Here is a 24,771-nt window from a genome sequence, read left to right as displayed (position 1 = left end):
GGTCAGCCTCCCCGCCGGATGGTGATCTTCTGCTGGCGCCAGCCGACACCGGAGACGAGGATTGCTTTGTCGACCGCGTAGTCGACGATCATCAAGTCGTTCTTCATTCGATAGTTTACGATGCGATTCTGGCCACCGCTGACGACGAAAAGAACCGGCGCATCCTGGCTCGAGACCGATTTCGAGAACTGGATGTAGGTCTTGGCGCCGTCCGAATAGACGCGCTTCGGTTTCCAGGGCGCGCTGCCACTGATGGAGTAAGAAAAGTTCAGCTTGTCGGGCGCGGTTCCAGGAATGCCGCCGGTCTCCAGCCGTGAGTTGATATCGGCAAGCTTGGTCGAGACATCCTCCGGATATTCGAAGCCGACGCGGGCCATGTACTGGCTCGGATGCGATTTCAGTTGGATGTGATAGGTGCGCCGCGAGGTCGTGACGACCATTGACGTGACGAGACCCGCCTCCGACGGCTTGACGATCAGATGGATCGCCTGGCCGCCGGTGGCGCCGGAGGTCGCGGGCTCGACTTTCCAACGCACCGTGTCTCCAACCAAAACGTCCCGGACGATCTCGCCGCCCTGGAGTTCGATATCGCAGACTTGCAGCGGTGAGCAGACGACCGATGGCTGCGTCTCCCCGAATAGGAAAATGACCTTGCCATCGGGGCCGGTTGTCACCAGTCCCGATGTGCCACGCCATTTCCTGGAAATGTTCGTCCCCTTCACCTCATTGTTCGACATGCTCTGTGCTTGCGCACCGCTCACGAAGACGAGTCCGGCCAGGCAGCCGGCCGCGATCAATCCTGTTCTGTGCATTGAGTGAATCCCCTGCCTTAAAGCTGTGCTGTCCAGTCGAAATCCCGGACATAGAGGCCGATCGGATTGAGGCGGATGGTCGCCTCATCCTGCGGTGCGGTAAGCGTCACCGTTGCGATGCCGCGAAACCGGCGCGTGCCTATTTCCTTGCCCTTGCGGTCGCGTTCGTATTCGGTCCAGTCGATCTGATAGGTCTGGTTCGAGAGCGCCACGATATTGTTGACCTCGATCGCAACGGTCGAAGACTTCGCCTTTTCGAACGGCGAGTTACCGCGGAACCAGGCGTTGATCTTCTCGGTCGAGGGATCCGATGTTCGAAGGAGTGCGTAGGTTCGATCGATATACTGCTTCTGCACCACTGCATCCGGCGTGATCGAACGGAAGCTGGTTACGAAGTTTCCGAGCGTCGCGCGTACTACCCGAACATCGGCATATTCAATCTGTTGCGGGTAACCAGACGTCACCGCGGTCCCGAGTTTGTCGACCTCGACGATATAGGGAACCAGCTTGACCTGGGTGCTGAGATACATCGCATATGCGAATCCAATCACGGCCATGGTCAAACCGAGGATGCCGACGATGCGCCAAGCGGCGGCGGACTGCACATAGGAACCGTATCGCTCATTCCATTCCTGGCGCGCGGCAAGATAGGGGTTTTCGGGGGCGCGGTTCGCTGCCATCGATCGATCACTTTCTGATTGCTGTTAGTCTTTGCGTTCGGGAGGTGGCTTCGGCCCGCTATGCCCGCTGCGCGCTTGGTCGAGCTTGGCGTTAGCGAGACCGAGGATCGATCCGGCATAGGCTCCGGGAGAACCGATGGCCTTTTCCTTGGCAGCGGACCCCGCCGCTTTTCCCGCGGACCCGATTCCTGCACCGAAACCACGAAGAGCTGCACCTGCAACGGATGACCCAGCAGCGCGAGCAGCCTGGGCAGCCGCAAAGCCTGCGCCCGCCGCACCCGCTGCAAGGAACCCGGCGCCCGTGGCGAAGGATGCCGCTTGGCCGCCGTGGCGGATCGCCTCCATTCCGCCCGAAACCGAGGCGCCCTGGACAACGCCCTGCATGATGTTCGGCACATAAATCGCGACAATGAAAACGACGACGGCAATGCCGGCAATCGCAAGCGCGGTCTGGAATTGTTCGCCAATGTCGGGTTGGTTTGCCAATCCGATCAGAACCTCCGATCCGATCCGCGAGATCATGACCAGTGCCATGAGCTTCATTCCGACCGAGAAAGCATAGATCAAATATCGGACAGCGAAGTCTTTGGTATAGGAGGAACCGCCCAGGCCGAGCATGATCGTGCCGGCGAGCAGGCCGATATACATCTCGACCATGACAGACACGAAAATCGCGGCGACGAGCGAGAACGAGATGACAACGACGACCATCGCAAAAGCGGCAGAGATCGCCAGCGCATTGTCCTCGAAAAGCCCAAACTGGATCTTTTCCGACATCTTGGTGGCGACGGCGAGTCCGGCATTGAAGACATCGGCCGGCGAAGCGGTGCCGCCTCCGGCGCCGATCTGGAACAGGCTATCAACTACTGCCTTGGCGAAGGTCGGCCCTTGTGCCAACACGAAAGCGAAGAAGCCGACGAACATGATCCGCCGGACGAGCTCGGCGAACCAGCTGTCGAGCGATGCAGCTTGTATCGCGAGCCAGACGGCAGCTATGCCGATCTCGATCGTTGCCAGGATCCAGAAAAGCGACTTCGCCGCATCCATGACGGTTGTTTCCCAACCCTTCGCGGCCGTTGTAATCTGGCTTTGCAATGAGGTTAGCACCGAGCCTTCCTGGGCGAGGGCTGGCTGAGCCGCCAGCACGCATAAGGTCGTGAGCAGGATCGCAGCCCTGAGCCGTTGAAGAGATATTGCCGTCATCTCCTCACCACTCGACTTTCATTTTTTCGCCGCCAGAGGTCGGATATTTCTTCGACGAGCCGAAGAACTGGTCACGACGCTCCTGAGCAACCTGCTTTTCGGAGATGAGCAGCCAGATGCCAGCGCTGCCGGCCGCCAGGAAAATCGCGATTGCGACTAGGATCGATTTTGTTCTCACCATTCCACCTTCATTTTTTCGCCGCCGGAGGTGGACGGTGCCGTTCCGCTGAAGAATTTCTCGCGACGCGCCTGCGCGAGGTCCTTGTCGGTCTGTTCAGTCTGGAGCCAGGTGCCCATCATGGTCATCTGCTGGGATACCAGGCCACGAAGCTTCTGCATCTGTGCGACCTGCTGCGCGGCGATCTCGTGTCCGACCTGCAGAGCCTTCATCTGCCCGTCGGCGGTCTCGGACATGGACCGCAGCGAAGACATCGTGCCTTCTTCGGTGTCGAACTGCTCTGCCGTCAGGCTCGCGGCCTTCAGCGTGCTGGCGATCGTGTCCCGGTTGGTGTCGGACCAGGTCTGATAGCTTGACGAAAAGCTCTCGGAGTTAGGCAGGTTGGTCTTGAGACTGGAATAGCTCTGGAAGCGCTGCTGCAGCACATCGTCGGCATTGCCCATGGAAAATGAGATGCTCTGGCCCTGGTCGACGATGCTGCGAAGCTGATTGAGATCGCTTTCGACCTGTCCCCACGTATGCGAGGGAAGCGTCGCGGTGTTTTGCAGCAGGTTCTGGTAGATATTGAGCTGGGTTTCGATCTGTTGCGCCAGCTGGCTGATCTGGGTGAGCTGGTTCTGAATTTGCTCGCCCGATTTCCCGACCAACGCGACCAACTCGCCGTTGTTCAGGACCTGCGTCCATTCTGTGGCGGCACCAGTGGCGGTGCCGGCATCTGCGGGCACGGCGGTGCCGGCCATCAATGCGACTGCCGCCAGACCGGCGAGCAATCTATTCGAAGTTGAGCAGCGATACGGCATCGTGAACTCCTCTCGTTTGAAGCCAGTGGATCGGCCAGTCGTGGCCATGTTCGGAATGGAGCGCGCGGATGCGCTTCAGGTCTTCCTTGCCGGAGGCCCCGACAAAACTGAGCGCCACAGGGCCGAGCGCCATATCGAATAGCCGCCGGCCTTCGGGGGTGACCACGTAGTATTCGCGCTTGGGAGTAGCGTTCGAGACGATCTCGATCTGCCGCTCGTTGAAGCCGATCCGCTCGTAGAATTCGCGCGTCCCAGGCTCACGAGCGGCGCCGTTCGGCAGGCAGATCTTCGTCGGGCAGGATTCCTTCAGGACATCGATGATTCCGGAGCGCTCAGCGTCCGAGATGGACTGCGTGGCAAGCACGACGGCGCAGTTGGCCTTGCGCAGCACTTTAAGCCATTCGCGGATTTTGTCGCGAAACACCGGATGACCGAGCATCAACCAGGCCTCGTCGAGGACAATCAGGCTAGGCGAGCCATCGAGACGCTTTTCGATCCGGCGGAACAGATAGGTGAGAACGGGCACGAGATTGCGCTCGCCCATATTCATCAGCTGTTCGATCTCGAAGGTCTGGAAGGCGCGGAGGGTCAAACCGTCCTGTTCGGCGTCGAGCAACTGACCCATCGGTCCATCGACCGTGTAATGATGGAGCGCGTCCTTGATCTCGCGCATCTGAACGCCGCTCACAAAGTCCGAAAGCGATCGGCCGGCTACGCTCGCCATCAAACCAATCTGACGCGAGATAGCGTTGCGGTGATCTGGAGTGATGGCAACGCCCTGCAGCGCAACCAGCATTTCTATCCATTCCGTCGCCCATGCGCGATCACTATCGGTCGCGAGCTCCGAGAGTGGGCAGAAGGCCAGCGCCTCTTCGTGAGCGTCGCCGCCGATCTCGTAGTGATCGCCGCCTGCGGCGAGTGTCAACGGCAGGAGCGAGTTCCCCTTGTCAAAGGCGAACATCTGGGCGCGATCGTAGCGCCGGAACTGCGCTGCGATCAGTGCCAGCAGCGTCGACTTGCCCGAACCGGTCGGCCCAAAGATCAGCGTGTGACCGACGTCGTCGACATGGAGGTTCAAGCGAAACGGCGTCGAGCCGCTGGCCACCTGCATCAGCGGCGGAGAGTTCGGCGGGTAGAATGGGCACGGTGCGACAGGGCTGCCCGACCAGACAGAGTTGAGTGGAATGAGATCGGCAAGGTTGCTGGTGTTGATCAGCGGTTCGCGGATATTGCAATACCAGTTGCCCGGCAGACTGCCGAGAAAGGCGTCGGTCGCGTTGAGCGTTTCGATCCGCGCCCCGAAACCCTCGGCCTGGATCAGCCGGCGGACAGCCTCTGCCTTCTCCTGCAAGGCTTCGCGATCGTGATCGAAGAGGACAATGACCGGGGTATAGTAGCCGTATGCCACCAATTGTGAGGAAGCCTGGGCAATGGCGTCCTCGGTCTCGGCCACCATGCTCATGGCGTCCTGATCGACTGAGCGGCTTTGCGTCTGGAAGAGTTGATCGAAGAACGGCCTTACCTTCTGCTGCCACTTCTTGCGGGTGCGTTCGAGTTTCTGCCGCGCCTCTTGTGCGTCGAGAAAAATGAAGCGCGATGACCAGCGATAGGTAAGCGGCATCAGGTCGAGGCTATTGAGAATCCCCGGCCAGCTCTCCGCCGGCAGACCGTCGATCGCCACGACGCCGAGAAAGCGGCCTTCGACCTTTGGTGTCAGCCCATGCTCAAGCTCGGCGGTGGCGATCCAGTCGAGGTACATCGGCGCATCCGGCAGTCGGATCGGATGGTTTTCGCCGGTGATGCAGAAGCGAACGAATTGCAGCAGCTCGTCGTAACGGGCGACCCGCTCCCCTCCCCTCTCGACGACTTCGCGCGTTTCCATCCGGCGTATAGACAGGGTGTTGGCAAGATACTGCTCGATCTCGCGCACGGCGTTCTTGAAGACGAACAGCACCGTGTCCGCATAGCTCTTCTTGCGGCTCTCCTCGTCCGAGTAGATGTATTTGCTGAGCGCCGTCTTTTTGGACTCGAGCGGCCGATATGTGAGGACGAGCGCGTGCTTGCTTTCGAAATGTCCCTGCACGCGCGCGAAATGCGCCCGCCGTTCGGCGTCGATCGCGCGCGTGACCGTGTCGGGAAAGTGGCAACGATCATCTGACGGATAGTCGAACGTCGGAATGCGGACCGCTTCGACTTGGATCATCCAGCCGCTTCCGAGCCTCGACAGTATTGTATTGATCTGGCGCGAGAGTTCGTTGCGCTCCAGATCCGTCGCGCTTTCGGAATCCGGGCCGGCAAAGTACCAGCCGGCCATTAGGCTCCCATCTTTCAACAGGAGCACACCATTGTCGACCAGACCGGCATAGGGAACGAGATCCGCGAAGGACGGGCCAGTGGCCCGGAAGCGTTTGAGCGCGACCATGTCTCCTCCTCAATACCGACGCCACGGCGAGGAGGTCGCCTTGTAGTAATGCTTGTAGGAGATATGGCGGACATAGACTTGCCGCATGAGCGGGTCTGCTTTTGCCATCATCCTCAAGACGCCGACGATGACGATCCAAATGGCAACGCCGAAAAGGGCGGAGTATGCCGTCAGCACTACGAAAATGAGAATGCCGGCAGCAAGCCCGGTGAGCAGCACCAGCTCCCGGTCCGCGCCCATCAGCAGGTTCGGGCGCGACAGGGCGCGGTGAATGCGGTTGCGTTGCAGTCCGGACAAGGTCTCAGCCATGACCCCCCTCCCCTGCTGAGCTTGGATCGATGGACGTGGCGCGCTCGTCAGGCGCTCCGATCGAGGCGCCGGTGGCGCCGAAAAGGCCGACGATGTTCGTCGCGCCGAGAAGGATGCCGGCGACAAGCACCACATAGACGAGCCGCCGCGCGAAATCGTTGAGTTCGCCCCCGAAGATCAGCATGCCGCCGGCGATCGCCACTGCTGCAAGCGCGATGGCACCGGCAACCGGGCCGGTGATCGATTCCTGGATTTGTTGCAGTGGTCCTTCCCATGGGAGGCTGCCGCCCGAACTCGCCAATGCAGGGGCAACCGACGCCAGGACGATCGGCGCTACAAGGAGCGCGGCGGCGATAGTAGCGTTCTTACGCGACATGACGCGCCTCCTGTTCTTCCGTGAGCTCATCGGATTCGATTTCGTATTGGCCGTGTGCGTAGCGCTCGACCTGAATGACATCGCGAACGCGTCGGCCCCTTGCCGTCCGTTCGATCGAGATGATGAGATCGACCGCCTCGCCGATCACCTCCTGCATCGGCTGTTGGCTGGCTTCGGCGGTCAGTTGCTCAAGGCGGCGGAGCGCCGACATTGCAGTGTTGGAATGGATGGTCGCGACGCCACCAGGGTGGCCGGTATTCCAGGCCTTAAGCAAAGTGAGCGCAGCGCCGTCACGGACTTCGCCGACGACGATCCGGTCGGGACGCAGCCGCATCGTGCTCTTTAAGAGCCGCGCCATATCGACAGTATCGCTTGTGTGGAGAAGGACAGCGTTGTCGGCTGTGCATTGGATCTCCGCGGTATCCTCGAGGATGACGAGGCGGTCGTCCGGCGCCGACTTGACGATTTCGTTGATGACGGCGTTGGCAAGCGTCGTCTTGCCCGAGCCGGTGCCGCCGGAGATGATGATGTTGAGCCGAGACGAAATCGCGCTGCGGATCGTCAACGCTTGCTGCTCGCTCATCACGCCCGAGCGCACGTAATCCTCAAGCGGGATCAAGCGTGAGGCGCGACGGCGAATGGTGAAGGCCGGCTTGGAGACCACAGGAGGCAACAGTCCTTCGAAGCGATGGCCACCGATCGGCAGTTCGCCGGAGACGATCGGCTGCTCGCTGTCGACCTCGGACTGGAGCGAATGCGCCACGGTTCCGATAATCATTTCAGCACTTGCGGACGACATTTCTCCGGCGGGTGCAACGCCATGACCAAGCCGTTCGATGAACAGTTTGCCGTCCGGATTGAGCATGATTTCGACAACAGTCGAATCGTCGAGCGCGACGCAGAGCTGATCGCCCAGCGCCTCCTGAAGTTTGCGCACGAGTCGAGGATGAGAACGAAGCTGGTTCACGGTTTTCTCCCTTATGCTGCCTGACCCAGCGGACCATCAAATTGCGAGCGATAGCTGGACGGACGGAGCCTCAGAAATGTTTCTACGTTCACCGGAAGGATCCCCGCGATGGCTGTAGTCACGCCTATACGGCTCGGATCGCCGATGCGCTGAAGCGGCCAGCCGACACGTCCGAGAATGCGTTCGAACCGCAGGTCGGTCACAGTCACGATCTCGGTGATGCCGTTTGCGAGGCACCACTCGATGATGCCCGCAAACATCGTCAGCGTTGCCTCATGCACCGAGCCTGCCCCCCTGCCCTCTTCAAGGGTCGTGTCCACGCAGAAGCGGGAGCTCTCGATCATTGCAGGGTGTGCGTTCAGTCCGTCGCTCGGTAGCAGCGACGAAAAGACGTTCGCCACCATCGTTAGGCCGGCGGCCGGCAGAAGCCGGGCGCAACCGCTAACGTTGCCCAGGTCGGAAACGGCCAGGATGTAGGTGGGGTCAAGAGAATCGAAGCCGTCCGATTCCTCACCATCTACGACGTTGACCTCCCAGCCCAGCCGCTCCGAGAAGACGCGAGCGCGTAGCTGGTGATGTTGCTGGATGAGCTGAGCTTCGTGAACATTCCGCGGTTTGTTGAGCGCGAAAACCTGCATGAATTTCTCCGTCGTCGTTGATCGGCGGAGAAGTCAGCATGGAACGGAATTGCGTGGTAGTTGGAGGATCCTGCAATGTTTTGCGAGTGAGTCGGGCGGCAGTGGCCGCGGAGTTTGGTGAAATCAGGTCCCATCACGCCCAATGCGGCTAGTTAGGGTTGCAGGATTCACAGATAAACAGATCGAGAACATAGCCAAAGGCCGGGCCTGTTAACTCCGCGAATATTAACGGAAAATCGGGGGCTATCAATGTTTCTGGCGCGGCGGCGTTAACCTTTCGTTAACCTAAAACCGCTTGCTCAAAATTCAGAATCGGCTCTAATGGTTAGTGGCGGAACTTTACCGGTTTCGCGAAAAATACCGCCACTTGCAGGAAATGGGTTTTGAGATGGCGAAGACCGCCGCAAAAACAGCGCCAGTCGTTGAAGGACTGACCGCATTGATGGAGCGTCACGCCGACGCCCTCTCCAGCCAACTTCAGGCGCATCATCTCAAGGTATTCCCGCCCACGGCTGAAAAAGGCATTCGATCCTTTGCGCCGTCAGAGGTCTCAAAACTGCTCGGCATCGGTGAGTCTTATCTTAGGCAGACTGCTTCGGAAATGCCAGAATTGCACGTGAGCATGAGCCCCGGCGGTCGACGCACGTTCACGATCGAAGATATCCATGCAATCCGCAAGCACCTGGACCAGATCGGCCGCGGGAACCGGCGCTACCTGCCCCATCGTCGCGAGGGCGAGCAGCTTCAAGTTATCTCGGTGATGAATTTCAAGGGTGGCTCGGGCAAGACGACGACAGCCGCGCATCTGGCGCAATATCTGGCGATGCGTGGCTACCGCGTCCTGGCAATCGATCTCGATCCCCAGGCAAGCCTTTCCGCACTCTTCGGCAGTCAGCCAGAAACGGACGTCGGTCCGAATGAGACTCTTTATGGCGCCATCAGGTACGATGACGAGCAGGTTCCGATCGAGCAGGTTGTGCGAGGAACCTACATTCCGGACCTCCATCTCATTCCGGGTAATCTTGAACTGATGGAGTTCGAGCACGACACCCCGCGCGCCCTGATGAGCCGGAAGGAAGGCGACACGCTTTTTTATGGTCGTATCAGTCAAGTCATCGAAGACATCGCGGACAACTACGATGTCGTGGTCATCGACTGCCCTCCTCAACTGGGCTATCTCACGCTTTCGGCTTTGACCGCCGCGACGTCGATCCTGGTCACTGTCCATCCGCAGATGTTGGACGTGATGTCGATGAACCAGTTCCTGGCGATGACCTCGAATCTCCTGCGCGAGATCGAGAATGCGGGCGCTCAGTTCAAATTTAATTGGATGCGCTATCTAATCACGCGCTTTGAACCGAGTGACGGGCCCCAAAACCAGATGGTTGGCTATCTTCGTTCGATCTTCGGTGAAAACGTGCTCAACTTTCCGATGCTCAAGACAACTGCTGTTTCTGACGCTGGCCTGACAAACCAGACGCTGTTCGAGGTTGAGCGTGGTCAGTTTACGCGCTCGACCTACGATCGCGCCTTGGAGGCGATGAACGCTGTCAACGACGAGATCGAGACTCTGATCAAAAAAGCCTGGGGTAGAACCACATGAGTCGGAAGCACCTTCTCGGCGTCTCCACAGACGCGCCCGACACTACATCAGTCGCTGACAATAGAGCGGCCAAGACTCGGTCGATGCCGCTTCTCGGCGTGGCGAGAAAAGAACGTGATCCTGCGACCAAGCTGACGGCAAATATCGGCAACGCACTGCGTGAGCAAAATGATCGTCTTGGCCGTGCCGAGGAGATTGAACGGCGGCTCGCGGAAGGTCAGGCCGTCGTTGAACTGGACCCATCATCAATCGAGCCGTCGTTCGTTCAAGATCGTATGCAAGGTGATATCGACGGTCTCCTTGTGTCGATCCGGGAGCAAGGACAGCAGGTCCCAATCCTTGTGAGGCCTCATCCGGAAGGAGGTGGCCGATACCAGGTTGCCTTCGGCCATCGCCGCCTGCGCGCCGTGTCAGAGCTCGGACTGCCGGTCAAGGCGGTCGTTCGCGACTTGACGGACGAGCAATTGGTCGTGGCCCAGGGTCAGGAAAACAACGAACGCGAAGACCTCACCTTTATTGAAAAGGCGCGTTTCGCGCATCAGCTGAACAAGCAGTTCTCGCGAGAAATCGTCATCGCTGCCATGTCGATCGACAAAAGCAATCTGTCGAAGATGCTCCTACTTGTCGACGCCCTCCCCTCCGAGCTGATCGACGCAATTGGGGCCGCTCCAGGAGTCGGTCGCCCCAGCTGGCAACAACTCGCCGAACTGGTCGAGAAAGCAGGGTCGCCAGCGGACGCCGTCAAATTTGCGAGTTCGGCAGAGGCTCAGACGCTGCCATCAGCGGATCGGTTCAAGGCGGTGATCGGACACCTGAAGCCGCGTCGTATTGCGCGCGGTCTGCCGGAGGTCATGTCGACCCCGGATGGGAACAGACTTGCGCAGGTGACACAGAGCAAGAGCAAGCTGGAGATCACGATCGACAGGAAGGCGACGCCTGAGTTTGCCGCCTTTGTACTCGAACATTTGCCGGCGCTTTATCAAGAGCACCGTGCCAAGCATCAACAGAAACAGGGAGAGTAACCCGCAAAAGAAAAGAGCCCCCTCAACGTTGCCGTCGTGGAAGCCCTTCTGTCTCTTTAGCACGAACAGAATCGCATTTCCTCGAATCTTCGTCAAGAGTCTTTGGCACCGTTTTGGTGAGCGGATTTCTTTTGCCTGCTGAAAGGTGAAAGACGATGCAGACGGGAAGTGTGACGACGCCATTCGGGCGGCGGCCGATGACGCTCGCGCTCGTGCGGCGCCAGGCGGCCTTGGCTGAGATTAAGCAAGGCAAGACAGCGGACAAGTGGAAGGTCTTCAGAGATGCCTCCGCGGCTATGGAGTTGCTGGGAATTCAGTCCAATAGCCTCGCGGTTCTTGACGCGCTGTTGAGTTTCTATCCTGAGAATGAGTTGCGCCAGGACGCGCAACTGATCGTCTTCCCCTCGAATGCTCAGCTTGCACTTCGGGCGCATGCAATGGCGGGCGCGACTTTGCGCAGACACATCGCCATCTTGGTGGAAGCGGGTCTCATCGTTCGGAAGGATAGCGCCAATGGTAAGCGCTACGCCCGCAAGAACGGTGATGGCGAAATCGAGAGCGCCTTCGGCTTCGATTTGTCGCCGCTGCTGGCACGCGCCGAGGAGTTGGCGATGCTGGCGCAGCAAGTGACGGCCGATAGAGCGGCATTGAGACACGCAAGAGAAAACCTGACCATCTGCCGCCGCGATGTCCGCAAGCTCATCACCGCAGCGATGGAAGAGGGTGTTGATGGAGATTGGCAATCGATCGAGGACGTCTACGTGGCGCTTGTAGGACGAATTCCGCGGGTTCCGACGCTCGCAGGCACCACGACCATCCTTGATGAAATGGAGATGCTTCGCGAGGAAGTCCTCAATCGATTGGAAACGCTCGAAAATTCTCAAAATACTAGCACCAATGGCGCTCATAGCGAGCAGCACATACAGAATTCAAAATCCGAATCCTTCAGTGAACTTGAACCTAGCTCTGAAAAGGAGCAGGGGGCAAAGTCGAGTTCGAGCCGCCAACCGAAGAATGAACAGCAAAGGGCTTTCCCATTAGGGTTGGTGCTCAAGGCATGCCCGACGATCGTGGACTACGCGCCGGGGGGCATCGCGAGCTGGCGTGATCTGATGTCTGCTGCGGTGGTCGTTCGATCTGTGCTGGGGGTTAGCCCTTCCGCCTATCAGGATGCCTGCGAGGGGCTGGGCCCGGAAAATGCGGCGGTGGCGGTTGCGTGCATCCTGGAGAGAGCGAATTTCATCAACTCGGCGGGAGGCTACCTGCGTGATTTGACGCGGCGCAGTGAGCGGGGGGAATTCTCGCTTGGACCGATGATAATGGCATTGCTGAAGGCCAACGGGCAGGGGAAGAATTTGAAAGCTGGATAGGTTTGCCCGATCGGCATCCAAGCCTTCACGATTTCGGTCGTGGTCAGCTGACCACAAATCTAACACTTTGGCGGACAATGGCTTTCGAAGATGAGCACCGCAAACGCGGTCAAGTCTTGCTGTCATGTCATTTGGTGGCGAAGGCAATCGATCGCACCTCGGAAGGCCAAGGCCAACGGTATCGGCCGGCCAGGAACGAGGGACGTCTGAGCGGAGGCTTACCTTGTGTCGGCGTCTCTGTGTGGTTCGACGTACTGCCTCCTAGTGCCCGGTGCGGCGAGTAGTGGAGGACGACCTCTTCTATTGGCGGACAGGCAACGCGGGGCTATGAGAGCCACTGCAAGTCGGTCAGAGGCTTGATGCTCGGCTCTATCTCGGCAAATTCCTCAAGGCTCGCTTGACCAAATCGATCCCTTTGAAGCCGCTAAAAAGGGAGGCCTGATGCGGGTGCGCGATGGCATGTTCCTCGGTGGTCAGCTGACCACCGTCCTAATATCTTGAAATAAAAGGGCTTTCGGCGACGGCCATTTCAACTCAATGACCTCTACTTCCGCGTAAATCTGAGTGTACTCCCGAGATGGATTCTGGAAGAGACGTATAGGCAGCTGGAGCGCATAAGTCGTGAGGTGAGGTATGCCCCTCAATGGTGATCGACGAAAGAGGTTCCGAGCGGATCCTAGAGGGGAGCAGTAAACTTGGAAGCAGCGCTGGGGCTGGGCAGGCCGGCATAACTTGCCATCCGCATATTAGGCGATCTACTAGCGGCAAGGCGTTATCAGCGTCCTGCACCGTGCTTCCATCAATAGAGCGATAAAGTGACCGAACCAACTCCAACTAATCAAATTGCTGCTTTTCGTGCGAAATTAGATAAAGCTGTTGCGCAAGGGCGGCGGCAGCGAGAAAAGGTCGAGCGGGAGAAATCGAAGGCTCGCGCCAATGCCTCCAATTATGAACCTGCGATCGTAAGTTTCATCGACGTGCTGGGTTTCCAGGCGCTCCTCAATTCGAGAACTCCTGCCGAGATTCACAACATCATTCTCGATCTGCGGGAATTTTCCACGCCAGATGAGTTACCCGCGAGACGAATGAAGGACGTCCGGCTGAGCAGTCGAGCGTTCGCGGAGTCGGTGTCGGACGCGGTGGTGCGTGTCCGTGTTTTTGATACGCAATATGCTGATGGGGCGCTGTTCAACGAGTTGCTAGACCTTCTCCACATCCAGATACAATGCATTAACAGCGGAGTATTGATCCGAGCCGGGGTCGCGATCGGAGACGTGCATGTTGGCTTAAATGGAAAAGGCCCAATCTTCGGACCGGCGATGGTGCGCGCTTACGAAATCGAGAGCGAGGAAGCCATGTATCCGCGGATTGTCATTGACGAAGCCGCATACAGGCTCTTCCTCGCGGACAGTCGCCTACATAATGAAAATCACGATCCGGAGGAGGAAGCGAGTTATGTCAACGGACTTCTTCGAGTTGGCGAGGACGGTACGCGGTACATAGACTATTTGACTGCCGGCGAGGGGGAATTCGACGACTTCGCGAGTTACCTTCAATTCATGGAAAGGCACGCTGACTTGCTGCGCCGGAACTTAGGCACAACGCATCGACCGAACGTCCATCGTAAATACGTGTGGCTTGCGCGTTATCACAATGACGTTCTGGAAAAGATGCGAGCCGAGTTTGAAAGCGGCCAGCGTTCGCTGCAGTCCTTCCAAGCGATCTGCAGCCGGGACGCTTTGGCTTGCCTCGATGCGCTAATCATAGAGCTAAGCTGATTGGCATCTGGCCACTGGCGTCGGGGGGAAACGTGCTGGGCGTGGACGTATCCGACCGTTGATCAGCAGTGCGCGCGTTAGCGCCGCAGGATAGGCCAGTCCTGTGCCCGGTGGCCGACGCCAGGAACGCCGGTCGGCCAGGGCGCGTTCGACATCCTGTTCTCTCGTTTCGGAGCGATGTTCTTAGACGATTCTAAAGGGGCATTCGCGCGCATATGCGCCGCGCGCTGCGGCCGTGCGGGTGGGTCGCTTTCGTCTGCTGGCGCGGCGCGGACGAGAACGATTGGTTGCGCTTCGATGGGCGCGATCATGGGCATGGTCCCGTCGACGGCGCCGCCCGATCCCGAAGCGCCTGGCCCTTCTTGTTCGGCGACCAGGGCATCCTAACGGCGGCCCGCTGGCACGCGCGCTCGCTTATCAGCCTGGCGACATCCCCGCCCGCGTCGCCTTCGCGGCCGCCGCGGCATGCGGTCGGTGATGATTGACGACACGGCGCGGATCGTCGCCGCGCGCAATTCGGCAAGCTGAAAGGGACTAACATGGGGAGACGCCCGTCTCGACGGCTCGGCGGCGGGTTCGCTTCCGTATGAGAAGTCGCCGCCATCACCGCGGGCACCTGCGCCGCGATCCACGCTCCCTCTCGATGGGCGGGCCGCCGCCATCGCAGGCGCCGGAAGAACTAGCGCCCGTGTGCCAGGTTGAAAGCTGTCCACCGTAGCTGCGGACCGATGGCGAATACCGTTGCCTAGCGCTCCAGATCCTCAAAAGCCAAGTGTGGACGTCGATGCGATCGGATAGCGGCGCGAAACACCCAGCCGGCGCTCGCCCGATGAATTGCGCTGTCACCGGCGAATAAGGCCAGAGCGGTGGGCTTCGTCCAGCAGGTCTCGAACGGATGAGGGCTGCCACTTCTTGCCGCCACGCGCAGGCCGTTCTCCCATCTGGTCCAGTTGCGCGCCAATGTCGCGAAGTGACAGATCGGGATCGGCAATAGAGATCGCCGCCGCCAACTTCATGAGGTGGTCCTCGGGGGCGCGACGCGGGGAGCGGGCCAGAAGTTCTTTCTCCGCGAGCTTTTCGCGAACCAGGCGATGAACGGCGCGACGAAGGCGCTCGACGGTCCAGTCGTGACCGCGACGGTTGAGTACCCGCACGACATTATCCCAGCTATGTTGCGGGCGCAGTTGTCGCACCATTGGCAGCCACATCTGCGCCGACGCGATGAGCTCATCGAGATAAAGTTTCTCCCGCGCTCGTGAAACTGCCCTGATCGCCTCCGGACGCCGTTCTCGCAGGCCCGGGTTGCCAGGAAGTTTACCGCGAGCCTTCGCCGCCTTGATGCCGGCTTTGGTGCGTTCGGCGATCAGCGCCCGCTCGAGCTGCGCGACCGCGCCGAGGACCTGGAGGGAAAACATGCCCTGTGGCGTTGACGTATCGATCGGGTCCCGTATTGACCGGAAATGCACGACCCGCTCCTCGAGGTCCTCGATGACGGACAAGAGATGGCTCACCGATCTGGCCAGTCGATCGAGGCGGACGACGACCAGGACGTCGCCCGCGGTGAGTTCGCCGAGCATCCGCGTCAACACCGGTCGAGCCCGCGATGCGCCGGAGCCGTGCTCCTGATAGATCCGATCGCAGCCGGCTGCCCGCAACTCATCGATCTGGGCATCGTGGATCTGATCGTCCGTGGACACCCGGGCGTAGCCGATCAGCCGCTTAGGAGGCTGGTGGATGTTAACGGTTTGTCGCTTTGCCATGGCGCCTTTAACAGTCTCGTTTCAAGTTAGTTTGTACAGATAAAGAACGCGTGAGAAAATGGTCAGTTGCAAGCGTGTTTTATCTGTTTGAGAACGGCCCACCAGACTCGAAATGCGGCTGCGCATGGGTATCGGAGCGTCCGCAGCGACAAACGTGCGCCAGCGGGCTTCCTTGGCGGAAACGCCGGAAAGCAAGGGAAGTTGAGGAGGGGAGGGGAAGCGAATTGGCGGCAAGAGTGCCGTTGGCGTAGTGCCGGCGAGAGGGGAGGTGCCAACCTAGGCTGCGGCCTGTCTTACACCCCCGATACGCAGTACTTATCGGAAGCGATGGCGATAACCGGCAACATCGCCTAGTGACGGACACTAAATATCAGATAGCGTCCGTTTAACAAATCATTTACCATAGTTTCAATGCGTTATGATTTGTCCAAGTTGCCTCTGAACAGCTTGCTGCGGCCGATTTCGGACGCGGCCTCAGCGCTCGCTCGCCTCGACGAGCGCATCGCTCGCTCGGCGGTCGGGTCGGGATTGATCGAGCGAGCGCATTTTAGCGACGCGTGCGCCTCGCTGTGGATCGAGGGCGAACTGGTCCATCTCGAGGACCTGGTGCTTCACGACGCCCATCTCGATGTCCGTGCCCCGACCCATGAGCTGACGATCGCCACCGACGTGCTGCGCAGCCGACGGCGGATCGCCGGGCAACCCGCCGCCTGGGCACTGAGCCCTGACGGGATCAGGATACTCCGCAGTCATGGAGACGATATGACAGCCGGGACTGGTGCGCGAGACGGCGCCGAGGTCGCGTCTGGGAAACCAGCCGCGATTGCGCCGAGCGGGGAGGGGCCTGACACGTCCGATCCACTCGCTGTTGAGATTGCCGCGATGGACGCGGTGTTGGCCAGGTCGGATGCGGCGCTGACAAAGGCAAGCGCGCCGGGACCTATTACCTCCCTCGAAAAGGATGCGCTGGTCTACGATCTTGATTGGGACGAGGACGAGCGGCTGGCGGAATGGCGCGTCGCGGTGGACGGGACCGAAGGCCTGCCGCCGGTGCTGCGCGCGGCGCTGCTGCTCGACGCCTGGAACAGCCTGCAGGTCCTGCAGCACGCCTCGTGGCTTGGCCGGCTGCTGGCGGCCGCGGCGCTGCGGCAAGCGGGCCTGACGACGACGGCGCATCTGGTCGCGATCAATCTCGGCTTGAAATCCATTGCCGTCGAGCGCCGCCGTCATCGCGCGCGAGACACCCGGCTGCTCGCAATCGTCAATGGGATCATTGCGGCTGCGGAATTCGGCCTCAGGGAGCACGACCGGCTGGTGCTGGCGCGGACGATGCTGGAGCGGCGCCTGGTCGGCCGGCGCTCGTCCTCAAATCTGCCGGGCCTGATCGAGCTGGTTATGTCCCGGCCGCTGGTCTCGGCCGGCATGGTCGCCGAAACGCTCGAGGTGACGCCGCGGGCGGCGCTTCGGATCATTGAGGAACTCGGTTTGCGCGAGATGACGGGGAGGGGGAGGTTTCGAGCATGGGGGATCTTTTGATTTTGCTAACTCGAGGGCTGCAACAGTGGTGATGACATGAGCGAACGAACGAAACGACAGCATGTCGTACCCCGGTTCTACCTGAGGCATTTCACACAGGAGGATGGAGAGCTTTGGACCCATGACTGTGTCACCGGGAGTGCTCGCAAGACAACTCCTGAGAAGACTGCATTCGAGACCAACATCTACACGCCGACAGGTGAGGATGGCGCCCGGATTGACGTGATCGAGGACACCCTCGCAAAGATCGAGTCGCAAGCCGCCAAGATCTATCCCGAACTTCTAGCCTTCCGGCCTTTGACACCGGTTGCAAAGCTCGACTTTGCGGCGTTTCTCGCGACCATGTTTGCGCGAAGCCCCGCGCAGCTTCGGCAGTTTGCTCAAACGATGGGTCAAATGGCCCTATGGGGCAGCAGGCATGAAATGGAGCGTGAGTTTCGTCAGAAGAAGGCAAAGGGCGAAATAACGGCTGCGGATACGGCCGTGCGGGAGATACTTCACAGCAACGAAATGTTCACGATGAACGTTGATCGGAGGGTCGGTCTTCTGGCTTTTCAACAAGCCGAGACCTTGATGCATCTGATGGCGCGGATGAGCTGGAGCTTTGAGGTCAGCGAGAAACAACAACTGGTCACAAGCGACAATCCTGTGTTCTGGGTCAAGGGGGGTGGCCCGCCAGATCTGCAGGGTTATGGGGCTGGCCTGGGCGATCGCTTCGCGGTTATACCATTTCCCTTAAGTCCGGGCGTAATACTTCGTCTTGACTGGCGCCCTGAAGGGGCCTGGAAGAAGTTCAAGCTCGAAAGACAGCGTGCAAAGCTCGCAAATCAATACCAGGCTAAACACAAGGAAAGGCTTTTGTTCTTCCGTGACAGCGATCAAGGGCTCATCACACTCGGGATGAAATATAAGGCTCCGGTGAACCAGATTGACATTGGGGTGCCGTCTCCGATGATCGACGTCGTTCGGAAATTGTGAGTCTCACGAATATTCCAGTTGCTCAGGGCATGGGCCGAGACATGAACTGAGCTCGGCTGCGCAGTGCAATTGCATTATCTAAACACTACCCGAAGAGCAATTTAGGCGGTGATTTCACAACCAGCCATTCAACTAGGTTTCCAGACCGAATTTTGAAGCCGCGAGCTCGAAGCGCATCCGCATCTTTGTCGGAAAGCTTGCCCTTGACGCCATGGCTCGCGGTTCCGTCGAAATTCACGACCACAAGTTCGTTGTTCTTTCGGCCGTAGACATGGGCATGGACTTGACCGGCGCCGCTCGCCGGTTGATCGATTCCGATATTGCGATCGAACCGTCCGGAGATCCATTTTCGATCCTCAAACAACTCAAAAATCTTACCGTCCTTGGTCAGTATGATCTCATCCAGGACCGGCCGCGCGTTCAGCTCGGCATTAAATTCTTTAAAGCTTTTCATAAGAGCGTCCGACGTGAGCTATTCTAGGAGCGGCTCGTAAGGTTATCCGTGTTCATATTACCCAATTCTTCCAATGTCGTCGGCATTGCCGGCGGCGCGGGAGCAATCGGTTGAGGAGGCAACACCATTGCCGAGGGGGTCGTCGAAAGTGGAGGGCTTGGCGTAGGAGGGACCGGCGCCGGAGGTGGAACGACAACCTGGTCGATCATATCGTTCGCACCGATGTCGATGGCACGCTCAAGCAGAGCATTGTAGTTGGCCTCGACGAGGCCGGGAGTCTTCTTTTCGTGGTGGAAGCGGATTACGCGGTGCGGATTCCACAGAATGACGTGGCTAATCGCCCCGGAGCGGCCCGGCTTGATGTCGATGAAATTCAGCGACTGCAGAAGCTGCATCCGGCCGCTCCAAGTGTAAACGGCGCGCTGTCCTGTAAAGCCAGCCGCGTGGGCCATCTCCTGATGCTTGGAGACGTTCACCATGGAATTGTCCCAAGTCTCGCACCAAAGGCCCAGATAAGTTGCGGACAGCGGCTTGCCGTTGCTGAGGTCGTCCATGATCTGGAGGATCAGGGGCATAGTCTTCGGGATGGTGGCGAAGCCCTTGTTTGCCTTGCGATGCCACAGCCAGGGTTCTGCGCCAGGCCAGAGCTGTTCACGCTGTAGTAGCTGCTTTTTTGCGATAGTCGATCCGTCTTTTGCCATATCCATTCTCCTGAAAGGTGGGTGGGCCGGTGTGGACCCGGCCCTTTGTCGGCCTGCAAGAGGTTTGGACCCCCTTGCGTCGATGACCTTGTCCATACGGTAGAAGCAAAACACAGTAAAATCAATGACTTAGATATTTACTCATGTAAGATGAGTTTCTAAATCTATCATTTCATATCGCTAGGTTTTCGCAAGATGGTGCATCTTACTATTGCGAGTTGTTACGTCTGTGACGGGGTTTTCCGAATTCGTTAATGATTTCAAACGTTTGCGAGACCGATCATAGTGCTCTCGGTGCTTCATGTGCTCCATTTGCTACACTGTGCTTCATGTCCTCACCGGGATGGTCCGGAAGGGAGATCTATGCCAGCAGCCAGTAAAGCTCTTCCACCGTTAAACGAACGGATGTTCGCTAGCCGGCCGCCTTCTCCCTCTCCGCGATCGGCTTATCCAAGGGAGCGTCTTCGATATTTATCAGGCCCTCTTCTTCCAGCTTCGCAATAGCCAGAAGCATCATCTTCTCCTCGTCTTCCGAGGCGCCGCCGAGGCCGATGGCATTATGGATCTCGCTCGTGAGCCTGCTCGCATTTCATGTCTGTTTCCTGGTCGTGCGCGCAACCGACAGCCTTAGCTCTTGTGCATGACCAGAAATGATCTGAGCGTAAGCTGACACACCACCGCTTTCTGCGCATGATCCCGGATATTGCCTTTCTTGGCCAGCTTCCGGTAGCCATTCTCATTGGCAGCATCGTTCTTCTAATACTCGCTATCGAAAACGAAGCGGCCGATTAACAGTGATTGCTGCGGACATGCTTGTTGGAGGTCTGTCCTTGCCGACGATCCTGAGAACGGCCCGGTCGTGATGGAAATTCAGAAACTCCCGACCAATCGCGTCATCTGCGAAGTGGGTTGATATTTGGGCGTCGGCCGACGCGGTAAGTATACCAGGTGGGACAATGTCCCCCCAGCCTTTGGATTTCCGGAATTCTTTCACGATGATCCCGAAAGGAGGGTGAGCATGGCTGAGCTGCGCCTCGGAATATGCAACGAGGTTGCCGGTGATATCGCACGCGATCAGTCCGTCAGCATCGGCGAAGTGGTCGAACTGTTTCTGCTTCATACCCAGCAAGTCGCGCGACACAGCATTATGGCAGGCTACCGAGAATTCGTCTGCGTCGCTCTTAGGACGGCCGACGACCGCTTGGACGTAACTGAAATCCGTTGGTGTGCCGTCCACCCGCACGACCCAAAATCCTGGGCTCGACCAACCGTCTCCTTTGTTCAACCGCCTCTCAAACCGCTTTATTCCGGCGCCGATTTTTGAGGGACCGTCAGAAACGAGCAGGTCGAAACGCTCCAGAAGCGCCGACAGATCGATGTGGTCCTGATAATCCGATATGTGGTCGCCATCGCGATAGCGCGCTAGCATATCTCGGAAATGCTGCTCAGCAGCCTTCTTGGTCTTCCATACCCGACCGTTCGACAGCTCCACCGACTTTGCCATCTGCTACTCCTTCAACAACGCTTTTGTGAGGACTTTCTCGCGTACCTCGCGGACGACGATTGACGGCAAGCCGATGGCATCCAACTGGTCACGCCGGTCAACGACCCATTGAATACACGCCGCCTCGTCGAGGTCATCCACGGCCACAATCTCGTAAAGCGCCACCGCGCCAATGCGTGACATGCCAAGCTCCATCAATGAGCGCAGGGTCACGGAACTCACGCCAAATTCCAGGGCAACGCCGATATCTAGGTCGCTGTCGATCAGGTCTTCCCGATCTATTGCCTTCAAATGCTGGTTCAACACATCGACATACGCAGAGAAATACCGAGGAGCTAAGAAGCGAGCCGTGCCTTCAATCATCTCGAGCGTATTTCGAATGATGCCGGCCGTATCGACCTCACCGTCGCGGCGTTGTAGATACTCGATCCTCTTGCGTATGATCGTCGGCAAAGAGAAGCCCTTGAGCCACTGCAAGACTGTCAGCGAATGCAAGGGTATCAGCGTTTTCGGCAAGAAGACGGTAAGGACGTTGTCATTGATCCTCTCCATCATGTTCGAAAAGCGGTCATATGCATCATCACTCTCGGATGGTGCAGGCAACAGGTCTTCAGGCGGACCCGGGTAGCTACGAAAGAATTCCAGCAACCTCTGCAACCCGATCAGGCTTACACCGGGGTTTCGAGCGCCAGTGTCGGCCGCGACATCGAGACCTACTGTCGCTTTGGCGAGTGCTTGTTCGAGACGTTGCAAGTTGGCGACGGGCTGGCGCTTCGCCCACGGCGCACCCATCAGAGAGCGATCGCGAATGAAAGCCGTCGTCAAATAGGCGCCCACCTGCTCGAAGGCACGGACCTGCGCGGGGTCAAGGTCCACACCCAATGGTCGCTGTTCAATGTAAGCGGCGAGCTCTTCGAGTTTCGAAAGAGCGGTATCTGTCTCTCGCCGGATCGGATACCGGGTCCGCTGTGGAACGCCGGATGGCCACGCTTTTTCATCGGAAGCGTCGATGCAGATGATGTTACCCTGGAATTCGTCTCCCCATCTGCCAGCCCTACCAGCAAGGTTCCAGAAATCCTGCGGCTCCATGGGCGTCTTTTTGCCTTTGCGGGGACCGCGAACCACAATGGTCCTGCAGGACAGGTTGACGCCCTCTATCAGCGTGGACGTGCAGACGAGAAACTTGAGTTTTCCTGTTTTGAATAGACGCTCAACTTCCAAGCGGATAAGTGAAGGCATGTTTCCGTAGTGGAAAGCGACGCCGGCTTCCACCAGTGGTGCCAACCTGTAGCTTTTGTGCACGCACTTTCGCGCAAGGTCTGCAAGGTCGGCCAGTTCCTGGTCGATCTCTTTCCTTTTCGGAAGCAACTGGCTGATGAGATCCGCGACGTCCTCGGCCTCGGCCGCCCCATTCGCGTAAACAAGCGTGCCGCCCCGCTCACCAATGGCTGCTGCAATGAAGGCCAGCCTTTTCGTCAGGGTGCCTGGCTTATTTGCAAGCGTTAGCGTCCCAAGAGGCAGGTATTCTTCATTGTGCCGAAACTTGAGTGCCCATTTAGCTGGCTTGGCCGGAACTTGATGAGCGACCACGATGTTTTGCAACACGGTCGCCACATCGCTGTCTATCGGAATTGTTGGCGTGCTCTCCGGTGCGTCGTCGAGCAGCACTTCCGGATTCTGTGTGGCAGGGCTTACGAATGTTACACGCATCTTCGGGCTTGATCGGAGCAGGCGCTCAATGGCGTCCTGCAGGATGACACCGCGCTGTGGATCACCGATCTTGTGAGCCTCGTCGACGACAACGAGATCGATGTCGACACGCTCGTGCAACAGGTTGGCCAGAAGATGCAATCGCTCTTGGGTGAAGACGAAGACGCATCGCTTGCCAGATTTCTCCGCGGCAGCGTATTTCTGCGCCGAAGGAAGTGACGAGATCTCGATATCGAGCCCGGACTGAGCGGCGACATCAGCCAGAGACGACTCGATTTCCGAGACAAGAGCGCGCGTCGGCGCAAGGTAGACCGCCCGCCGGATCTTCTCGGTTGCTATACAATCGACAAGCCACTTCAAGACAAGGAAGGTTTTGCCAGATGCAGTGGGTGCGGAGGCAGACAGCCAAGCCCGCTCCTGACCAGCTGCGCGCCAGAACTCAAGTTGAAATTCGTTGACTGGCAAGCGCTCGCCCGTCGCCTCCAAGAGGATAGAGCTCTCGAGCTGCTTACGTTGGTCTTCAATTCTGAGCGCGACGCCGAGCCTTGCTTCCAGATCCGGCTTTAGCCGTCCGCGCTGCTCAGCCAAAACCACCGAACGGCGGTTTGACAGCTTATCAAACAACACCGCGGCTGCGTCGCGAACTGGATCTGAAGTCGGAAGCAACATCGCTCCGGTCGCGATGCGAAGGCTTGCTTCGCGGTGCAGACGCTTCTTCGAGCGCGAAAGGATGCTCGCGGCGAACAGCAAACGCTGCCAATCAAACGTGACATCCGCCAGCGCTTGCTCCTGAGCTACATTGTCGAGCTCCAGAAGAGTGGTGACCAGGCCAAGCGTTTGTAACTCGCTGCGCAACGACGTCTCGTAAAGCCAATCTTGAAGTTCGGTTTCAGACATCAGCGCCCATCGCCTCAAGGAACGCTTCTCTGAACTTGTCGACGGAAGGAAGCGGCAGGCAGAGAAAATGGATATCGAAATGCTGAAGCTTCTCTGCGGCCAGCCTTCGTCCTACCGATGTCGACCAGACTTTCAGACCTTTCTTTGCGGCGTCCACCATATCCTCGAGTACACCTGGTCCATCGTCTTCAGGGTAGAAATCTGCATCAAAGCCAACCAACGCTACCCCGCAGTATTCGACTCTGTTCGAGAGTGGTGAACTCGTGTCGAAGAAGCGACGGAAGGCGCCCGACAATTCCGGATCGCCGAGGTCCGCCTTATCACTCAAAAGCATCAAGTCGCGCTCTCGGGATGATCCAAGATGGTCTTCCTCAATCAAAAATGGCGCCAGGGAACTGAGGCAGTCGCGAATTGCGTCAGTGGGATCCTTATAGACCTTGGATTCGCCCCAGAAGAGCTTCAATTTCCCGTCGTCAGAAACCGATGCATAGACGCCGTCGGCGCCATGATAGTGCATCCGGCTGTCAGTCTTGAGATCCATCTTGCAGAGGACGTGCGGGATACCCAAAAATCGCTCTGCCAAGAGGAACAAGAGCATTTCGCCTCCCTCGCCGGTCTTGGCCAGATCGGTGAACACCGCTCTTGCTTTTTCGTGCAACGCTGCGATTGCCGATGTGGATCGGAACTTTGCATCCCGCTGCCTTGCCTCTTCAATGCGTGTCCGAGGGATGGCGTAATCGGCAGCTGCATGGCGCATGAATTCGGCGAGCCGCTTCAGCTTTACCTTGCCGTTTCCATCAGTCGCCAAACAATGGCAGTACACCGTAACCTTGTGGCCATCGATTACAATGTCACGTTCGACGAGATGTAAATGAACGCCCAACTCGTCTGGATCGCCCGATAAAATTGCGTCAAGCACTTCACCGGTGATCTCTGCCATGTTCCCCCACCCTAAAGAATCATTTGCAATTATATTGCGAATCAATCCGAGGCACTGCAAGTGTAGGGAGGCTCGTGAAAGACATTTGGCCTTATGACGTTACATTTTTCCGACCTATTCTTTTCGAGAGAGC

Annotated in this window: 22 protein-coding genes and 1 pseudogene; 7 read left to right on the top strand and 16 right to left on the bottom strand. The window is 58.4% G+C overall.

The genetic code is table 11. From position 1 onward, the window contains the following. Positions 1 to 2: 2 nt before the first annotated feature. Genes trbG through traI form a run of 10 tightly spaced genes read right to left on the bottom strand, consistent with a single transcriptional unit; the run spans position 3 to position 8,385 of the window. Positions 3 to 812: a P-type conjugative transfer protein TrbG gene (trbG, locus tag GA0061101_RS21860; protein ID WP_028753549.1), complete on the bottom strand. Its 810-nt coding sequence runs from the start codon at positions 810 to 812 to the stop codon at positions 3 to 5. Between the two features lie 17 nt (positions 813 to 829). Then, positions 830 to 1,492, bottom strand: coding sequence for a conjugal transfer protein TrbF (locus GA0061101_RS21855; protein WP_028753548.1), 663 nt, complete (start codon positions 1,490 to 1,492; stop codon positions 830 to 832). A 24-nt stretch (positions 1,493 to 1,516) separates the two neighbouring features. Beyond that, positions 1,517 to 2,695: a P-type conjugative transfer protein TrbL gene (gene trbL / locus GA0061101_RS21850; RefSeq protein WP_028753547.1), complete on the bottom strand. Its 1,179-nt coding sequence runs from the start codon at positions 2,693 to 2,695 to the stop codon at positions 1,517 to 1,519. 4 nt (positions 2,696 to 2,699) lie between these two features. Further along, positions 2,700 to 2,876: an entry exclusion protein TrbK gene (gene trbK / locus GA0061101_RS21845; RefSeq protein WP_028753546.1), complete on the bottom strand. Its 177-nt coding sequence runs from the start codon at positions 2,874 to 2,876 to the stop codon at positions 2,700 to 2,702. After that, the gene (gene trbJ / locus GA0061101_RS21840; RefSeq protein WP_028753545.1) at positions 2,870 to 3,673 is read right to left on the bottom strand and encodes a P-type conjugative transfer protein TrbJ; all 804 of its coding nucleotides are present in this window, start codon (positions 3,671 to 3,673) and stop codon (positions 2,870 to 2,872) included. The genes trbK and trbJ overlap by 7 nt, the downstream gene beginning before the upstream one ends. Further along, the gene (locus GA0061101_RS21835) at positions 3,645 to 6,095 is read right to left on the bottom strand and encodes a conjugal transfer protein TrbE (RefSeq protein ID WP_028753544.1); all 2,451 of its coding nucleotides are present in this window, start codon (positions 6,093 to 6,095) and stop codon (positions 3,645 to 3,647) included. Before GA0061101_RS21835 ends, trbJ begins: the two co-directional genes overlap by 29 nt. Positions 6,096 to 6,104: 9 nt before the next feature. Further along, on the bottom strand, positions 6,105 to 6,404 hold the full coding sequence (locus GA0061101_RS21830; RefSeq protein WP_028753543.1) for a conjugal transfer protein TrbD: 300 nt from the start codon (positions 6,402 to 6,404) through the stop codon (positions 6,105 to 6,107). Continuing rightward, positions 6,397 to 6,780: a TrbC/VirB2 family protein gene (locus GA0061101_RS21825; protein WP_028753542.1), complete on the bottom strand. Its 384-nt coding sequence runs from the start codon at positions 6,778 to 6,780 to the stop codon at positions 6,397 to 6,399. Before GA0061101_RS21825 ends, GA0061101_RS21830 begins: the two co-directional genes overlap by 8 nt. Beyond that, entirely contained in the window at positions 6,770 to 7,747 is a 978-nt protein-coding gene (trbB, locus tag GA0061101_RS21820) for a P-type conjugative transfer ATPase TrbB (protein WP_028753541.1), read from the bottom strand. The genes GA0061101_RS21825 and trbB overlap by 11 nt, the downstream gene beginning before the upstream one ends. Before the next feature lie 11 nt (positions 7,748 to 7,758). After that, entirely contained in the window at positions 7,759 to 8,385 is a 627-nt protein-coding gene (gene traI / locus GA0061101_RS21815; RefSeq protein ID WP_028753540.1) for an acyl-homoserine-lactone synthase, read from the bottom strand. Positions 8,386 to 8,773: 388 nt separating this feature from the next. Here traI and repA point away from each other — a divergent pair, with 388 nt between their 5' ends. The 5 genes and pseudogenes from repA to GA0061101_RS41115 form a co-directional block, all read left to right on the top strand. After that, a complete protein-coding gene (gene repA / locus GA0061101_RS21810) occupies positions 8,774 to 9,988 on the top strand; it encodes a plasmid partitioning protein RepA (protein WP_028753539.1) in 1,215 nt (404 codons plus the stop codon). Next, positions 9,985 to 11,010, top strand: a complete 1,026-nt coding sequence (gene repB / locus GA0061101_RS21805; protein ID WP_028753538.1) for a plasmid partitioning protein RepB — start codon at positions 9,985 to 9,987, stop codon at positions 11,008 to 11,010. The genes repA and repB overlap by 4 nt, the downstream gene beginning before the upstream one ends. A gap of 155 nt (positions 11,011 to 11,165) precedes the next feature. Beyond that, the gene (repC, locus tag GA0061101_RS21800) at positions 11,166 to 12,380 is read left to right on the top strand and encodes a plasmid replication protein RepC (protein WP_028753537.1); all 1,215 of its coding nucleotides are present in this window, start codon (positions 11,166 to 11,168) and stop codon (positions 12,378 to 12,380) included. 815 nt (positions 12,381 to 13,195) lie between these two features. After that, the gene (locus GA0061101_RS21795; protein ID WP_028753536.1) at positions 13,196 to 14,158 is read left to right on the top strand and encodes a hypothetical protein; all 963 of its coding nucleotides are present in this window, start codon (positions 13,196 to 13,198) and stop codon (positions 14,156 to 14,158) included. Between the two features lie 23 nt (positions 14,159 to 14,181). Then, positions 14,182 to 14,686 (top strand): annotated as a pseudogene (locus tag GA0061101_RS41115) (class I SAM-dependent methyltransferase); the annotation flags it as partial. Between the two features lie 314 nt (positions 14,687 to 15,000). Here the strand turns inward: GA0061101_RS41115 and GA0061101_RS21785 are convergent. Continuing rightward, entirely contained in the window at positions 15,001 to 15,918 is a 918-nt protein-coding gene (locus GA0061101_RS21785) for a recombinase family protein (RefSeq protein ID WP_028753534.1), read from the bottom strand. 411 nt (positions 15,919 to 16,329) lie between these two features. Here GA0061101_RS21785 and GA0061101_RS21780 point away from each other — a divergent pair, with 411 nt between their 5' ends. Together GA0061101_RS21780 and GA0061101_RS21775 are read left to right on the top strand one after the other, a co-directional pair. After that, the gene (locus tag GA0061101_RS21780; protein WP_028753533.1) at positions 16,330 to 17,454 is read left to right on the top strand and encodes an RHE_PE00001 family protein; all 1,125 of its coding nucleotides are present in this window, start codon (positions 16,330 to 16,332) and stop codon (positions 17,452 to 17,454) included. Positions 17,455 to 17,490: 36 nt separating this feature from the next. Continuing rightward, positions 17,491 to 18,432, top strand: a complete 942-nt coding sequence (locus GA0061101_RS21775) for a DUF4238 domain-containing protein (protein ID WP_028753532.1) — start codon at positions 17,491 to 17,493, stop codon at positions 18,430 to 18,432. A gap of 85 nt (positions 18,433 to 18,517) precedes the next feature. On the opposite strand, the gene GA0061101_RS21770 is transcribed toward GA0061101_RS21775, so the two are convergent. From GA0061101_RS21770 to GA0061101_RS21750, 5 genes are all read right to left on the bottom strand, one after another. Next, a complete protein-coding gene (locus GA0061101_RS21770; protein ID WP_028753531.1) occupies positions 18,518 to 18,886 on the bottom strand; it encodes a hypothetical protein in 369 nt (122 codons plus the stop codon). Positions 18,887 to 18,909: 23 nt separating this feature from the next. Further along, the gene (locus tag GA0061101_RS39875) at positions 18,910 to 19,587 is read right to left on the bottom strand and encodes a hypothetical protein (RefSeq protein WP_183932626.1); all 678 of its coding nucleotides are present in this window, start codon (positions 19,585 to 19,587) and stop codon (positions 18,910 to 18,912) included. Between the two features lie 766 nt (positions 19,588 to 20,353). Further along, a complete protein-coding gene (locus GA0061101_RS21760) occupies positions 20,354 to 21,091 on the bottom strand; it encodes a DCL family protein (protein ID WP_028753530.1) in 738 nt (245 codons plus the stop codon). A 3-nt stretch (positions 21,092 to 21,094) separates the two neighbouring features. After that, a complete protein-coding gene (locus GA0061101_RS21755) occupies positions 21,095 to 23,698 on the bottom strand; it encodes a DEAD/DEAH box helicase (RefSeq protein WP_028753529.1) in 2,604 nt (867 codons plus the stop codon). Continuing rightward, the gene (locus GA0061101_RS21750; protein WP_028753528.1) at positions 23,691 to 24,638 is read right to left on the bottom strand and encodes a HamA C-terminal domain-containing protein; all 948 of its coding nucleotides are present in this window, start codon (positions 24,636 to 24,638) and stop codon (positions 23,691 to 23,693) included. Before GA0061101_RS21750 ends, GA0061101_RS21755 begins: the two co-directional genes overlap by 8 nt. Positions 24,639 to 24,771 lie beyond the last annotated feature (133 nt).

This window comes from Martinezella lusitana (assembly GCF_900094565.1).
GTDB lineage: Bacteria > Pseudomonadota > Alphaproteobacteria > Rhizobiales > Rhizobiaceae > Rhizobium > Rhizobium lusitanum.
Note: the sequence above shows the minus strand (reverse complement) of the source record. Positions and strands in the feature narration are given on the sequence as shown.